This is a genomic window from Oleiagrimonas sp. MCCC 1A03011 (assembly GCF_003267965.1).
Lineage (GTDB): Bacteria > Pseudomonadota > Gammaproteobacteria > Xanthomonadales > Rhodanobacteraceae > Oleiagrimonas > Oleiagrimonas citrea.
Genome location: NZ_MSPY01000005.1, coordinates 154,484 through 167,362, shown reverse-complemented (window position 1 = coordinate 167,362; position 12,879 = coordinate 154,484). Strand labels below are relative to the sequence as shown.

General features: G+C 67.1%; 13 protein-coding genes. 7 read left to right on the top strand and 6 right to left on the bottom strand.

The annotated features are described in order from the left end of the window. Positions 1-73 precede the first annotated feature (73 nt). The 3 genes from BTJ49_RS11445 (at position 74) to hemF (ending at position 2,127) form a co-directional block, all read left to right on the top strand. Positions 74-586, top strand: coding sequence for a lipid A 3-O-deacylase (locus BTJ49_RS11445; protein WP_113065529.1), 513 nt, complete (start codon positions 74-76; stop codon positions 584-586). Positions 587-596: 10 nt separating this feature from the next. Next, a complete protein-coding gene (locus BTJ49_RS11440) occupies positions 597-1,130 on the top strand; it encodes a DUF1643 domain-containing protein (RefSeq protein WP_205300842.1) in 534 nt (177 codons plus the stop codon). 70 nt (positions 1,131-1,200) lie between these two features. Next, positions 1,201-2,127: an oxygen-dependent coproporphyrinogen oxidase gene (gene hemF, locus BTJ49_RS11435; RefSeq protein ID WP_113065628.1), complete on the top strand. Its 927-nt coding sequence runs from the start codon at positions 1,201-1,203 to the stop codon at positions 2,125-2,127. A 64-nt stretch (positions 2,128-2,191) separates the two neighbouring features. On the opposite strand, the gene BTJ49_RS11430 is transcribed toward hemF, so the two are convergent. Genes BTJ49_RS11430 through BTJ49_RS11415 form a run of 4 tightly spaced genes read right to left on the bottom strand, consistent with a single transcriptional unit; the run spans position 2,192 to position 5,739 of the window. Beyond that, positions 2,192-2,695, bottom strand: coding sequence for a hypothetical protein (locus BTJ49_RS11430; protein ID WP_146742332.1), 504 nt, complete (start codon positions 2,693-2,695; stop codon positions 2,192-2,194). Between the two features lie 4 nt (positions 2,696-2,699). After that, complete coding sequence (locus tag BTJ49_RS11425) at positions 2,700-4,049, bottom strand: DUF4350 domain-containing protein (RefSeq protein WP_113065527.1); 1,350 nt, start codon at positions 4,047-4,049, stop codon at positions 2,700-2,702. Further along, positions 4,049-4,804 carry an ABC transporter permease subunit gene (locus BTJ49_RS11420; protein WP_113065526.1) on the bottom strand — a complete coding sequence of 252 codons (756 nt, stop codon included), beginning with the start codon at positions 4,802-4,804 and terminating at the stop codon, positions 4,049-4,051. The genes BTJ49_RS11425 and BTJ49_RS11420 overlap by 1 nt, the downstream gene beginning before the upstream one ends. After that, positions 4,801-5,739: an ABC transporter ATP-binding protein gene (locus BTJ49_RS11415; protein ID WP_240601817.1), complete on the bottom strand. Its 939-nt coding sequence runs from the start codon at positions 5,737-5,739 to the stop codon at positions 4,801-4,803. Before BTJ49_RS11415 ends, BTJ49_RS11420 begins: the two co-directional genes overlap by 4 nt. A gap of 192 nt (positions 5,740-5,931) precedes the next feature. On the opposite strand from BTJ49_RS11415, the gene BTJ49_RS11410 reads away from it, so the two are divergent. After that, positions 5,932-7,131: a fatty acid desaturase gene (locus BTJ49_RS11410; protein ID WP_113065525.1), complete on the top strand. Its 1,200-nt coding sequence runs from the start codon at positions 5,932-5,934 to the stop codon at positions 7,129-7,131. A 314-nt stretch (positions 7,132-7,445) separates the two neighbouring features. Here BTJ49_RS11410 and rpmG read toward each other — a convergent pair whose 3' ends face one another. Next, positions 7,446-7,610, bottom strand: coding sequence for a 50S ribosomal protein L33 (gene rpmG / locus BTJ49_RS11405; protein ID WP_113065524.1), 165 nt, complete (start codon positions 7,608-7,610; stop codon positions 7,446-7,448). A 12-nt stretch (positions 7,611-7,622) separates the two neighbouring features. Further along, complete coding sequence (gene rpmB, locus BTJ49_RS11400) at positions 7,623-7,859, bottom strand: 50S ribosomal protein L28 (RefSeq protein WP_113065523.1); 237 nt, start codon at positions 7,857-7,859, stop codon at positions 7,623-7,625. Positions 7,860-8,156: 297 nt separating this feature from the next. Between rpmB and secB the strand changes: the two genes are divergently transcribed. From secB to BTJ49_RS11385, 3 genes are all read left to right on the top strand, one after another. Next, positions 8,157-8,648 (top strand): protein-export chaperone SecB, encoded by a 492-nt coding sequence (secB, locus tag BTJ49_RS11395; RefSeq protein ID WP_113065522.1) that lies wholly within the window; start codon positions 8,157-8,159, stop codon positions 8,646-8,648. Between the two features lie 10 nt (positions 8,649-8,658). Next, a complete protein-coding gene (locus tag BTJ49_RS11390; RefSeq protein WP_113065521.1) occupies positions 8,659-9,687 on the top strand; it encodes an NAD(P)H-dependent glycerol-3-phosphate dehydrogenase in 1,029 nt (342 codons plus the stop codon). Between the two features lie 95 nt (positions 9,688-9,782). Continuing rightward, positions 9,783-12,836 carry a DEAD/DEAH box helicase gene (locus tag BTJ49_RS11385; protein WP_113065520.1) on the top strand — a complete coding sequence of 1,018 codons (3,054 nt, stop codon included), beginning with the start codon at positions 9,783-9,785 and terminating at the stop codon, positions 12,834-12,836. Positions 12,837-12,879: the final 43 nt, after the last annotated feature.

Below are 12,879 nucleotides of genomic sequence, written 5' to 3'. Positions count from 1 at the left end.
CAATGTTTGCCTGAACAGCTAAAATGGCGCTGCGGGAAAACCGAGGGGTGTTCGACCACAGGAAGGAGTCGCCATGCTTCATCGCATGCACCTCATGCTCACGCTGCTGCTCAGTGCATGCAGCTTCATCGCCCTGACCCCGGCCGCACACGCCAGCGATCAAGGCACCACGGTGGCCATCAGTGTCGGTCGCAGCGCGACGTCGGGGCACCGCTGGACCAACGTCGGCTTCGTCGATATCACCACAAGCACCCACGATTTCCATGGTGTGCACTGGAAGCCGGCCTATGCCCTGGGCTGGATCGACGGTCGATCCATGCACACCGAGCGCCTCGATCACAACGTCGTCGTCGGCGCAGCGGGCGTTCGCCTGGTGGATTGGTGGCGCGGTGCGTTCTTCAGCTTCCAGCTCGGCGTCGCCGGCGGACGCACCGATGCGCTCAGCAGCAGCGAGCAGTTCGTCAGCAGTCTCGGCTGGCAGGGGCATCGCTGGCAGATCATGCTGCGCCACATTTCCAACGGCGATTTCTTCGGCGGCAAGAATCTGGGCGAGACCATGGTTCTGGTCGGCATCCGACTGCATTAGCATCGAACGGATGAGTCGTTACCCGGATCACCACGACCTGCAGCGCGGCCGCATCGGCGACATGGATGCGGCCGCCGCGTTTTCCTTGTGCGGTCGTTACCGCTACGCACTGTGGCGTCGCTGGGACGACGGTCCGACGGCGCTGTTCGTGATGCTCAACCCGTCGACCGCCAGCGCCACGGCGAACGACCCCACCATCCGCCGCTGCATCGGCTTCGCCCGCGCATGGGGCTACGCCGGGCTCGCGGTCGGCAACCTGTTCGCCTGGCGCACGCCCTCACCCGACAAGCTCAAGCGGGCACGCTCGCCCATCGGGCGCGACAACGACGCCTGGCTGAGCTCTCTGCAGGAAGAGGCCGGACTCACCGTCGCTGCGTGGGGCCATCACGGCGTACTGCGCCAGCGCGACGCCTTCGTGCGCAATCTGCTCGTCGAACCGCACGTACTCGGCCTGACTCGCAATCACGCGCCACGGCATCCGCTGTACATGCGCGCAGACACGCAGCCGCAGCCGTGGGATATCACCGTCGCCGCGGCACCCTGAAGGCATGTCATGCATGCCTGCGTGCCAACGCGGACTTGCCAAGCTCGCCGCCGCCACCGACACTGACCGCATGCAAGATCAAGCTCAACAGGTCGAAGCGTTCCTGCGCGACTTGCAGGATCGTGTGTGTACCGCGCTGGAAGCGGTCGACGATTCCGATGGCGATGGCGTGCGCTTCGTCGAGGATGCCTGGCAGCGCGCCGAAGGTGGCGGCGGCCGTACACGTGTGCTGAAGAACGGCGGCGTGTTCGAGCAGGCTGGCGTGAACTTCTCGCGCGTGTCCGGCAATCGCCTGCCACCCAGCGCCACCGCGCACCGGCCCGATCTGGCCGGCGGCAGTTTCATCGCCACCGGCGTGTCGCTGGTGCTGCATCCGCACAGCCCGTACGTGCCGACCACGCACGCCAACGTGCGCTATTTCGAAGCCAGCAAGCCCGGTGCGGAACCGGTGTGGTGGTTCGGCGGCGGCTTCGATCTGACGCCGTTCTATCCGTTCGACAACGACGTCAAGCACTGGCACCGCGTCGCCCGCGACCTGTGCGCACCGTACGGCGAGAACGTGTACGCCGAGTACAAACGCTGGTGCGACGAATACTTCTATCTGAAGCATCGCAACGAGACCCGAGGCGTCGGCGGGCTGTTCTTCGACGACCTCAACGAGGGCGGCTTCGACCGCTGCTTCGGTTTTCTGAAGGATGTCGGCCAGGGCTTCCTGGACGCCTACCTGCCCATCGTCGAGCGCCGTATGCACGAACCCTGGGAAGAACGCGAACGCGATTTTCAGCTGTACCGACGCGGGCGCTATGTCGAGTTCAACCTGGTCTACGACCGCGGCACGCTGTTCGGCCTGCAGTCGGGTGGACGCACCGAATCGATCCTGATGAGCCTGCCACCGCAGGTGCGCTTCGAATACGCCTACGAGCCCGAGTCCGGCAGCCCCGAGGCGCGGCTGGCTTCCTACCTGAAGCCGCAGGACTGGCTGGCCGAAGACGATTGACGTCATCCGCGCCTGATCCGGTAAACAGTCGTTCCCGGAGCCACCGCAACCGGCAGGCAGCAACTTACGGCTGTGAATCGGCCGTGATGCGCTTGGCCGCCGCCGCACGTGGCGCGTATTGCGCGTGCACCACGGCAATGCGGTCGCCGACCCGCACATAGCGATTCGGACCGAACGGCGTCATCACGCCGTAGTCCAGCTCGTGCCCGTTCAGACGCAGAATCAGCTGCGGCGGTTTCAGGCCCAGGTTGTGCAGATCGGGCTGCGATTCGTCGAGCCAGCGCTGCACTGGCGCGGCGGCAAGGGCGGCCATTCCGTTCACGCGCTCGGCATCGGCCACCTGCTGCTGCGCCGCGGGCGTCTGCCGCCACCAGTGGCCATCGTGTCGTCGATAGTTCACGGGTGAATGCCCCGGACGGATGACCTCGATCTGCCGCACCTGTGCCGGATCGATCTTCAGCAAGGTGCCCGGCGCGGCGGCGACGTCGCTGCGCCACTGCAGCCAGGCCAGCCCGACCAGTGCGATCAGCGCCGCACCGCCCAACCAACGGGACAGGCCACCGCGCATGCGATCAGCGCCGACGCCGGCGCCAGGCAATGCCCGTGCCCAGCAATAGCAGAAGCAGCGGCAGGCCGATCATGAACACGGCGGCCATCATCGTCAGTCCGCCGCGTGACAGATGCACCACGCGATCCGGCGCAGCCGCGCGATCGACCCCGATCAGGGCATCGTCGCCCAGCAGCCACTCGAACACCCGCTCGCCCAGCGCGCGATTGCCGGCCTGGCCGAGAAACGCGTTGGAGAGGAAGTCACCGTCGCCGATGACCACCGCACGCTGCTCGTTCTTGTCCGGGCTGGGCGACAGCCGCGACAGCGCGAAGCCGAAGTCCAGCGGACCGCGCAGCTCGCCCTTGGCGGGATCGAAGCGGATGGTCGAAGGATGCCGATCGTCGATGGGCTGCAACTCGGTCCAGCTCTTCGGACTGGAGCGCAGCAATGGCCTGGCGGACCATTCGGTGTCCGAGATGCTGGCCAGCGCCTGCACCTGCGCGAACACGGTGGTCTGTACCAATCCCTTGGTGATCGCGGTCGGCGGATAGCTGCCCAGCGCGACAATGCGTGGGTCGTTCAACCCCAGCGCCGCACCCTGACCGTCGACCAGCAGGCCGGGAAGCCGCTGCACGCCCAACGCATGCGCCAACGGATCGAGCTCGGGGTGGGCCTGACCGGGGTCGCTGAGCCACAGCAGGTTGCCGCCATCGCGCACGTAGTCGACCAGCGCCTGCACCGCCGGCTTGGGCAACGCCGACTGCGGACTGGCGAGCACCACCAGACGCGTGCCCTGCGGCACCTGTCCGACCTGACTGAAGTTCAACGGCACGGCGCGCACGCCGCGCGCAGCCAGTGGCTTGATGAAGAGTCCGAGATCGGCGCCGGCCGAACTGTCCGCACGGCGCTCGCCGTCGCCGGTCACGAACGCGACGATGCGGTCGCCGTCGCGCGTCAGCCGCTCCATCGCGTTGGTCAGCGCATCCTCACTCAGCGCACGCACATGCTGGGTTCGACCGTCATATCGCAGCACCATCTCGCCGGCGACTTCGATGCCGGCGGCGCGCATGGCGGCAGGATTCTTGTCCGGGTCGACGAAACGCACCGAGATATCCGGCTTCACCGCCTGATAGCGCTGCAGAAAAGCGGCGATGGTCGGCCGCAACTTACCGCCCGGCGCGGCATAACTGGTGATCTGCACCGGACCGTGCAACTTCTGCAGCACCGCGCGCGTCGGCGCAGTCAGGCTGGCGCGATCGCCCGAACTCCAGTCGAACACGCGCGCATGCCGCGTGCCCAGATAGCCGATGCAACCGGCCGCGATCAGCAGCAGCAGCGCGTACAGCCAGGTCGGCAGGCGTCGTTTCGTCATCAGCCCCGCGTCCTTTCGTCACCCACGCGACGGATCGCCAGCAGCAGCGCCACGCCAATCAGCAACGCGAACCACAGCAGATCCGCCGTACTCACCAGCCCCCGGCCCATCGGCTGCAGATGCGTGGACAGCGCCAACCAGTTGGCGATCCCGCCGAGCACGCCGTCGGCCAGCGAAAGCTTGTTGACACCGACCAGCAGCGCCGTGACCACGAATGCGCCCGCCGCGGCCAACGCCGGATGGCCGGCAAAGGCCGAACACGCCATGCCGATGGCGTTCAGCGAAGCCAGCGCCAGCATCAGTCCCAGCGCTGCCGCCGCCAGCTTGCCCCAGTCCGGGTGCGTGGTGAACGCCAGCGCCACCGGCATCGCCAGCAGCAACAGCAGGATCAGCAACTGCCAGATCAGCACCGCAAAATACTTGCCCAGCACCACCGCGGACGGCGACAGTCCGGAGGCGAACAACAACGACAACGTGCCGCCTCGACGCTCGCCCGCCAGTGCACTCATGGTCAACAGCGGCGCCAGCACGAACGCGGCAATCACGAACAGGGCCAGCCAGGGCAGGGTGACCAGATCGGTGAAGCCGCTGGCATTGCCGGCGGCCGCCAGACGAACCTGCAGCGCCAGATACTGGTTCAGCATCAGCAGGAATTCCCAACCCATGCCGGCCAGGGTCAGCGCGGCCAGCACCCAGCCCAGCGGACGGGTCCACAGGCGTCGCCATTCACAGCGCATCACGGCTCCCACACTCATGCGGCGTCCGCCTCTTCGGCCGGCGTCCGGGTGGCGATATGCATGAACGCATGCTCCAACTCGCCCGCGACGGGCTGCAGGCCGGCCAGCCGCATGCCCGCCTCGACCACGGCGCGCGCCAACGTGGGCGCATCGGTTCCGTCGCGCAGCGTGATCCGATGACGGCAGGCATCCTGCGTCTCGACCTTCGCCACCGGCGCCAGGGCGGCCAGGCGCGCCGCGTCGACCGGCTGCGCCAGCGTCAACAGGAGGCGTTCCTGCCCCGAGTGCAGAGGCGCATCGTGACGCAACACGCCCTCGTGCAGAATCGCAACGCGATCGCAGACCGCCGTGACTTCCGGCAAAAGATGCGTGGACAACACCACGCCGCTGCCGGCATCGGCTCGTTCGCGGATCAGTTCGCGCAGCTGCGCGGCCTGCAGCGGGTCGAGCCCGTTGCCCGGTTCGTCCAGCACCAGCAGCGGCGGCTCATGCAGCAATGCGCAAGCCAGCCCGACACGCTGCCGCTGCCCCTGCGAAAGGACCGCGACAAGTCGTCGCGCCTCGCGCGTCAGCTGCAGGCGTTCGAGCAGGCTGTCACGACGCTTGCGCACCGCCGCGCCGCGCAGGCCACGCAGCCTCGCCGTGGCGTCCAGATGCTCGACCACGGTCAGCTCCGGCCACAGCGGCGCGCGCTCCGGCAGCCAGCCAACGCCACCGCGAGCACACTGATATTCCTCTGCAAGATCAGTGCCTTGAAGTCGAACCCGACCTCGGTCCGGTCGTTGCGCACCGGCCATCATCGCCAGCGTGGTGGACTTGCCGGCGCCATTCACGCCAAGCAGTCCCAGCACCTGGCCGCGCGCCAGCGTCAGATTGAGCTCGCGCACGACATCACGACCGCCGAGACGGCGGCTGACGCATTCCAGTTGAAGCAGCGGGGAAGGGTCGTTCACTTGATGATTCTGGCCGGGAACCCATATTCAGGACAACAGGCATCGGAAAAAAGTGCGTAGCAACAATACTTTTGCAACATCCGATGTGGTTCAATGCGATTGACGCCTGACGCATTCCAGCTTCCCTCGCCATGCTGGCGGGTATGGAAGCGCAGCGCGTACACTGACCTCCCGATACTCCGAGACGTACTGATGTTCAACGCTTTTCTCGACTTCGCCGCCCGCGGCCTGACCGGCGCCGGTTGGGTTACCTGGCTGGTCTACGGACTGATCGTCACCCAGCTGACCATCTTCGCCGTCACCCTGTACCTGCATCGCAGCCAGACGCACCGCGGCGTGGACTTCCACCCCGTGATCGCGCATTTTCTGCGCTTCTGGTCGTGGCTGACCACCGGCATGGTGACCAAGGAGTGGGTCGCGATCCATCGCAAGCATCACGCCCTGGTGGAAACCAAGGACGATCCGCACAGCCCGCAGATCTACGGCATCAAGAAAGTGTTCTGGGACGGCGTGAGTCTGTATCGCGAGGCAAGTGAGAACCGCGCCGACATGGAGAAGTACGGTCGCGGCACGCCGGACGACTGGATCGAGCGTCATCTGTACAGCGCGCACCCGTACTGGGGGCCGACCCTGATGGCGATCATCAACATCGCGCTGTTCGGCGCGGTGGGTCTGGCGATCTGGGCCATCCAGATGATCTGGATTCCGTTCTGGGCCGCCGGCTTCGTCAACGGCATCGGCCACTGGTGGGGCTACCGCAACTTCGAGAGTTCGGACACCGCCACCAACCTGATCCCGTGGGGCTTCTGGATCGGCGGCGAAGAGCTGCACAACAATCACCATGCCTTCCCCAGCTCGGCCAAGTTCGCGCTGCGCAAGTGGGAGTTCGACATCGGCTGGGCGGTCATCTGCGGCCTGCGCGCCGTGGGTCTGGCCAAGGTGCTTCGCGTGGCGCCGTCGCTGGACGTGCGCCCGAACGTGAACCTGCCCGACGCCGACACCCTGAAGGCCGTGCTCACGCACCGCTTCCAGGCCATGACCGACTACTACCGCCAGGTCATCGTGCCCACGCTGCGCGAAGAAGCCGCGCACGCCGGCGAGAGCATCAAGGCCGTGCCCAAGCGCCTGCGCCGCGCGCTGGCCGACGGCGGTCGCTGGCTGGACCGCGACAAGCGCGCGCAGCTGGAAGCCGTGGTCGAGCATCGCCCGCGCCTGCGCGTGGTCTGCGATTACCGCGCCCGCCTGATGGCATTGATGGAACAGCGCGGCGCCGACGCGGCGTTGAAGGGTCTGCAGCAGTGGATCCGCGAAGCCGAGCAGAGCGGCATCCGCGCCCTGCAGGACTTCGCCCAGCGCCTGAAGGGCTACTCGATCGCCAGCCATCACGCCTGATCGAGGCAAGCGCGATCACGCAATGCGAAAAGGCCCGCTTCGGCGGGCCTTTTTCATGCCCGCGATCCGCGGGCGAAGCCGGTACCACCGGCTGACGACGTATACACCCCGACCGCGCATGGTCACCGGTTTCGTTTCCGCCAGCGCAGACGAAACAACAGGAGAACACGGCGACGCACGGAAAACGCTGTTTCGGCCACAGGTTCCGCGCACAAAAAAACAAGGCCCGCCGGTGAGGGCGGGCCTTGTCGGGAAGCATCGATCCCCGCCAGAGCGGGTAGATGGAAAGCCGCGCGGAACCGCGCGGCCCGGCATCACTTGATCTTGCCTTCCTTGTAGATGACGTGCTTGCGGACGACGGGATCGAACTTCTTGATCTCCATCTTCTCGGGCATGTTCTTCTTGTTCTTGTTGGTGGTGTAGAAGTGGCCGGTGCCGGCCGACGAAATCAGGCGGATCTTGTCGCGCTTGGAGGGCATGATCTTGTCTCCTTAAACCTTTTCGCCGCGGGCACGCAGGTCGGCGATCACGGCCTCGATGCCGTTCTTGTCGATGGTGCGCAGCGCTTTGCTGGACACACGCAGCTTCACCCAGCGATTTTCGCTGGGCACCCAGAAACGACGCTCATGCAGGTTGGGCAACCAGCGACGGCGCGTCTTGTTGTTGGCATGCGAGACATTGTTGCCGGTCTGCACACGCTTGCCGGTGACTTGGCATACACGGGCCATGATGACCTCCGAATACGGTGTGGACCACCCATTAGCCAGGGCGATTTCGGCCCAGCGACGGCCGTTCGGGCCGTTTGCGGCGTGCTGGAAACCTGCCTCTGCCTGCACGCAGCCGCGTCGCGCGAGGAGCGCCCGAAGAATCGGACACAGAAAGGCAAGCTCGCCATTATGGCAAACGAAGCAACTTCGCCGCAAGCACGCCCATCACCGCAGAGGCTTCGCCCGGTCGTACACGGCAAGGCAATCTATGGGACAATGCCGCTCTTTCGCATTCGATCATCGCAAGCAGAGAACATCATGGCAGAAGAAATCCAAGCGAACGGCCAGGACCAGGTCGAACTGATCCTGCAGAAGGTCTATCTGAAGGACGCCTCCTTCGAAGCGCCCAACGCGCCCGCCATCTTTCAGCAGATCGGCGAGACCGAGGAACAGCCGCAGGTGCAGCTGAACCTGGGCCACAAGGCGACCAAGCTGGACGAAACCAGCCGCGAGGTCGTGCTGACCCTGACCCTGACCTGCATGCTGGGCGACCAGACCGCCTACCTGGCCGAAGTGCACCAGGCCGGCATCTTCGGCATGGCCGGCTTCTCGGCCGAGGACGAAGAGAACATCATCGGCAGCTACTGCCCCAACGTGCTGTTCCCGTTCGCACGCCAGACCATCGCCTCGATGATCCAGGATGGTGGCTTCCCGCCGTTCCTGCTGCAGCCGATCAACTTCGACGCCCTGTTCGCCGAACAGCAGCGCCGCCAGGCCGCAGGCGAAGCGGCGCCGACGCTGAACTCCTGAGTCGACGCCCATGACGCAGGCGAAACCGCGCGTCAGCGTGCTCGGCGCCGGCTCCTGGGGCACGGCGCTGGCCGCGTTGCTGGCGCGCAACGGCACGCCCACCACCTTGTGGGGGCGTGATCCGGAGGCACTGACCGAAATGCAGGCGGCGCACCGCAATGTGCGCTACCTGCCGGATCTGGAGCTGCCGGCGGCGCTGTGCTTCGAGCCGGATCTGGCCGCCGCCGTGAAGCAGGCGGACATCGTGCTGATCGCGGTGCCCAGCCACGCCTTCGCGGCGCTGCTGGACCGGATCGCGCCGCTGCTGCCGGCATCGTGCGCGGTCAGCTGGGCTACCAAGGGTTTCGAGCCCGGCACCGGACGCTTCCTGCACGAACTGGTGGGCGAGCGCCTGCCCGGACGTCCGATGGCCGTCATCACCGGGCCCTCGTTCGCACGCGAGGTGGTCGCCGGTCTGCCGACCGCGGTCACCGTGCATGCCTCCGACGCCGATTTCGCTCAGCGGCTGGCCGACCTGCTGCACGCACCCGACTTCCGCGCCTACACCGGCAGCGACATGCTCGGTGCCGAACTCGGCGGTGCGATGAAGAACGTGCTGGCCGTCGCCACCGGCGTTGCCGACGGCATGAAACTGGGCCTCAACGCCCGCGCCGGCCTCATCACCCGCGGCATGTACGAAATGCTGCAGCTGGGCATCGCGCTCGGCGCACGCCCGGAAACGCTGATGGGACTGTCCGGTCTCGGCGACTTGGTGCTGACCTGCACCGGCGACCTGTCGCGCAATCGCCGCCTGGGCCTTGCGCTGGGTCGCGGCGTGCCGCTCGACGAGGCGATACGCGAGATCGGCCAGGTGGTGGAGAGCGTGGTCACGGCCGACGAAGTCGGTCGCCTGGCCGAGCAGCACGGCCTGGACCTGCCGATCGCCTTCGGCGTGCGCGCCGTGCTGCATGGCGACGTCACCCCCGGAGAAGCGCTGCGCACCCTGATGGCGCGCGAACAGAAACCCGAATACGCCAGCGAACTGTTCCCACCGAACTAGTTCGGTCGCAATTTTTCATCGAGTTGTGCGCCGGTGCTTGCACGCATGGGCGCGCAGGCTGCTAGTCTTGATGTTTTGATCCGCGAGCGAGACGGATGCAGCGACCGACCGGCGAACGTCGGGCCCCGCCCCGGCCACGCAAGGACAAGGATTCGGAACCGCAAGGCGCCGTACCCACGGCTTGGCGTCGACTGCTCGACGGCCGCCCGGCAAGCGTGCCGGAACCGGCCCCCAGCGGCGGCCCCACGCTCGGCCTCTTCCTGGAGATGGTCAACGGCGAGGACCATCCCGGCGCGCGCCTGGAAGTTGCGCCGGTACTCCTCAGCGTCGGCGAGCAGGGGCGCCTATATCACGCCGTGCCGCTGGACCCGCGTCGTCTCGCACAAACCAAGCTGCCACCTACCGAGCAGCGCCTGGCAACCAGCCTGCTCGGTCTGCCGCACAGCCAGCGCAAGGGCCGCAACTACGCTCACCTGCACGGCGCCGTCGGCGACGCGTTGCTGACCGAGATCCTCGACACCGCGCCCTGCTTCCTCGGCGGCGTGGCCGGACTGCGCCTTACGCGCGGCAAACCGCACCGACCGGAATGGGTCTGGCAGCTCGACGACAAGGGACTGCAGCACCTGCTGCCGAAACTACCGCATGGACAGCGGCTGCTGCGCATCGGCGCCCCCTGGTATCTGGACCCCGAGAACGCCGCGCTCGGCCTGCTCGAACTCGAGTCCGACGAAGCCCGCCTGATCGACGCACCCCCGGTCGCCCCCGAGGACGCCGCGGCCCTGGCCGCCGCCCTGGCCGCCTCGCCGCTGGCCGATCGCATTCCTGCGCCGCACGTCCTCAGCAAGGCCAAATCCGGCAGTCTTGCACCACAGCCCGTGCTGACCCTGCGCGCGCTGACCCGGCATGCCCGACTGGCCGCGGGTACGCCGCCGCTGGCGCACGCCTGTCTCAGCTTCGACTACGGCGGCGAGCGTCTACCCAGCCGCGGCGGCGAGCCGCATGTGCGCCGCGTGCGCGACGGCAAGCTGATCGAGATCACGCGCCAGCGCGCCGACGAACTGGCCGCGATGGAGCGCCTGGAAAACGCCGGCCTCACCCCCGCTGTCGATACCGAGGGACTGCCCTGGGATCTGACCGACACACTGCCCGACGACGCCTGGTTGTTCCCCGGCACCGGCCACACCGGCGCACTGGAAGTGAACACGCCTGCGCGCTGGATGGCGCTGCGCGGCAAACTCGAGGACGACGGCTTCATCCTCGATTACGACAAGAGCTTTCCGTTCGAGGTGCTGGAAGGTCCCGTGCACTGGTACGGCGAGGCCAGCGCCGGACGCGACGATGACCGCTTCGAGCTGGAGATCGGCATCGAGGTCGACGGCCAGCGCGTCAACCTGCTGCCGGTGGTGGCGCAGGCGCTGGGCGAGCAGCAGATCAGCCTGACGCCGGCCACCAACGAGGCCGAGGATGCGGTCTGGTACGCCCCGGTCGACGATCGCAAGCGCGTGCCCGTGCGTCTGCGCGAACTGCGCGCCATGCTGGCGCCGCTGGCCGAATACCTGGAGAAGCCACGCACCCGCTTGCGCCTGCCGCGCGTGCAGGCCGGACGCCTGGAGGAACTGGCCAAGGCCCTGCCCAGCGACGGCAAGCTGGAAGCGCCCCGCGCGCTACGCGGCTTCACCCGCCGCCTGCGCGAAGCCGCCGAGCGCGCCACCGACACCGTGCCCAAGGGCCTCAAGGCCACGCTGCGCGACTACCAGCGCGAAGGCCTGCGCTGGCTCAACGCACTGGACGAGGCCGATGTCGGCGGCGTGCTGGCCGACGACATGGGACTGGGCAAGACCCTGCAGTTGCTGGCGCATCTGCAGACGCTGAAGGAAGCCGACCGGCTCAAGCATCCCGCGCTGATCGTGCTGCCGACCAGCCTGATCCCGAACTGGCAGGCCGAAGCCGCACGTTTCGTGCCCAAGCTCACGGTGCTCACCCTGCACGGTCCACAGCGCAGCGACCACTTCGCGCGCATCGGCGAGCACGACATCATTCTCACCAGTTACGCCCTGCTGCCGCGCGACCTCGACACCCTGAAACAGCAACGCTTTGAAGTGGTGGTACTGGACGAGGCACAGCAGGTGAAGAACCCGCGCACGCAGGCTCGCCGCGCGCTGCTCAAACTCAACGCCGGACGCCTGCTGTGCCTGACCGGCACGCCGCTGGAGAATCATCTGGGCGAACTGTGGTCGCAGGTCGATCTGGCCGTGCCCGGTCTGCTCGGCGACGAACGCGCCTTCCGCCGGCACTACCGCGGCCCGATCGAGAAGCAGAACGACGCCGCCTGCCAGCAGCGCCTCAACCAGCGCATCGCACCATTCATCCTGCGCCGCACCAAGGCCGAGGTCGCCTCCGAGCTGCCGGCCAAGACCGAGATCACCCGTCGCGTGGTGCTCGACGGCAAGCAACGCGAGCTCTACGAGAGCCTGCGCCTGTCACTGGCTGACGAGCTGCGCGAAGTCATCGCCCAGCGCGGCATCGAGCACAGCGGCATCATCGTGCTCGACGCGCTGCTGAAACTGCGCCAAGCCTGCTGCGACCCGCGCCTGGTCAAGCTCGAAGCCGCGCGCGGCGTGCGCGAGTCGGCCAAGATGGAGCTGCTGCTGGACATGCTGCCGGCGCTGATCGCCGAAGGCCGCAAAGTGCTGCTTTTCAGCCAGTTCACCGAGATGCTGAAGCTGATCGGCCGCGAACTCGACCGCAAGCGCATCCGCTACGTCACCCTGACCGGCGAGACCCGCGACCGCGCCGAACCCGTGCGCCGCTTCCAGGAAGGCGAAGTGCCGCTGTTCCTGCTCAGCCTCAAGGCCGGCGGCGTCGGTCTCAACCTCACCGCCGCCGACACCGTGATCCACTACGACCCATGGTGGAATCCCGCCGCCGAGGCCCAGGCCGCCGACCGCGCACACCGCATCGGCCAGGACAAGCCGGTGTTCGTGTACAAGCTCATCACCAGCGGCACGGTGGAAGAACGCATCGAGACCATGAAGGTGCGCAAGGCCGAACTCGCCGCCGCGGTCCTCGAAGGCGGCGGCAGCCGCGATCGGTTGAAGTTCGACCAGGACGATCTCGACGCATTGCTGGCGGCCGAGGCGCCCAGCTGATCCTTTTCGGCGGACCGCCGGGCCGGAGAAATCGAACTCACGA

Excerpts from the sequence above, each read along its gene's own strand:
- BTJ49_RS11420 (WP_113065526.1), bottom strand. The coding sequence starts at position 4,804 with ATGAGTGTGGGAGCCGTGATGCGCTGTGAATGGCGACGCCTGTGGACC.
- BTJ49_RS11440 (WP_205300842.1), top strand. The coding sequence starts at position 597 with ATGAGTCGTTACCCGGATCACCACGACCTGCAGCGCGGCCGCATCGGC.
- BTJ49_RS11425 (WP_113065527.1), bottom strand. The coding sequence starts at position 4,049 with ATGACGAAACGACGCCTGCCGACCTGGCTGTACGCGCTGCTGCTGCTG.
- BTJ49_RS11390 (WP_113065521.1), top strand. The coding sequence starts at position 8,659 with ATGACGCAGGCGAAACCGCGCGTCAGCGTGCTCGGCGCCGGCTCCTGG.
- BTJ49_RS11410 (WP_113065525.1), top strand. The coding sequence starts at position 5,932 with ATGTTCAACGCTTTTCTCGACTTCGCCGCCCGCGGCCTGACCGGCGCC.
- rpmB (WP_113065523.1), bottom strand. The coding sequence starts at position 7,859 with ATGGCCCGTGTATGCCAAGTCACCGGCAAGCGTGTGCAGACCGGCAAC.
- BTJ49_RS11445 (WP_113065529.1), top strand. The coding sequence starts at position 74 with ATGCTTCATCGCATGCACCTCATGCTCACGCTGCTGCTCAGTGCATGC.
- secB (WP_113065522.1), top strand. The coding sequence starts at position 8,157 with ATGGCAGAAGAAATCCAAGCGAACGGCCAGGACCAGGTCGAACTGATC.
- BTJ49_RS11385 (WP_113065520.1), top strand. The coding sequence starts at position 9,783 with ATGCAGCGACCGACCGGCGAACGTCGGGCCCCGCCCCGGCCACGCAAG.
- BTJ49_RS11430 (WP_146742332.1), bottom strand. The coding sequence starts at position 2,695 with ATGCGCGGTGGCCTGTCCCGTTGGTTGGGCGGTGCGGCGCTGATCGCA.
- rpmG (WP_113065524.1), bottom strand. The coding sequence starts at position 7,610 with ATGCCCTCCAAGCGCGACAAGATCCGCCTGATTTCGTCGGCCGGCACC.
- hemF (WP_113065628.1), top strand. The coding sequence starts at position 1,201 with ATGCAAGATCAAGCTCAACAGGTCGAAGCGTTCCTGCGCGACTTGCAG.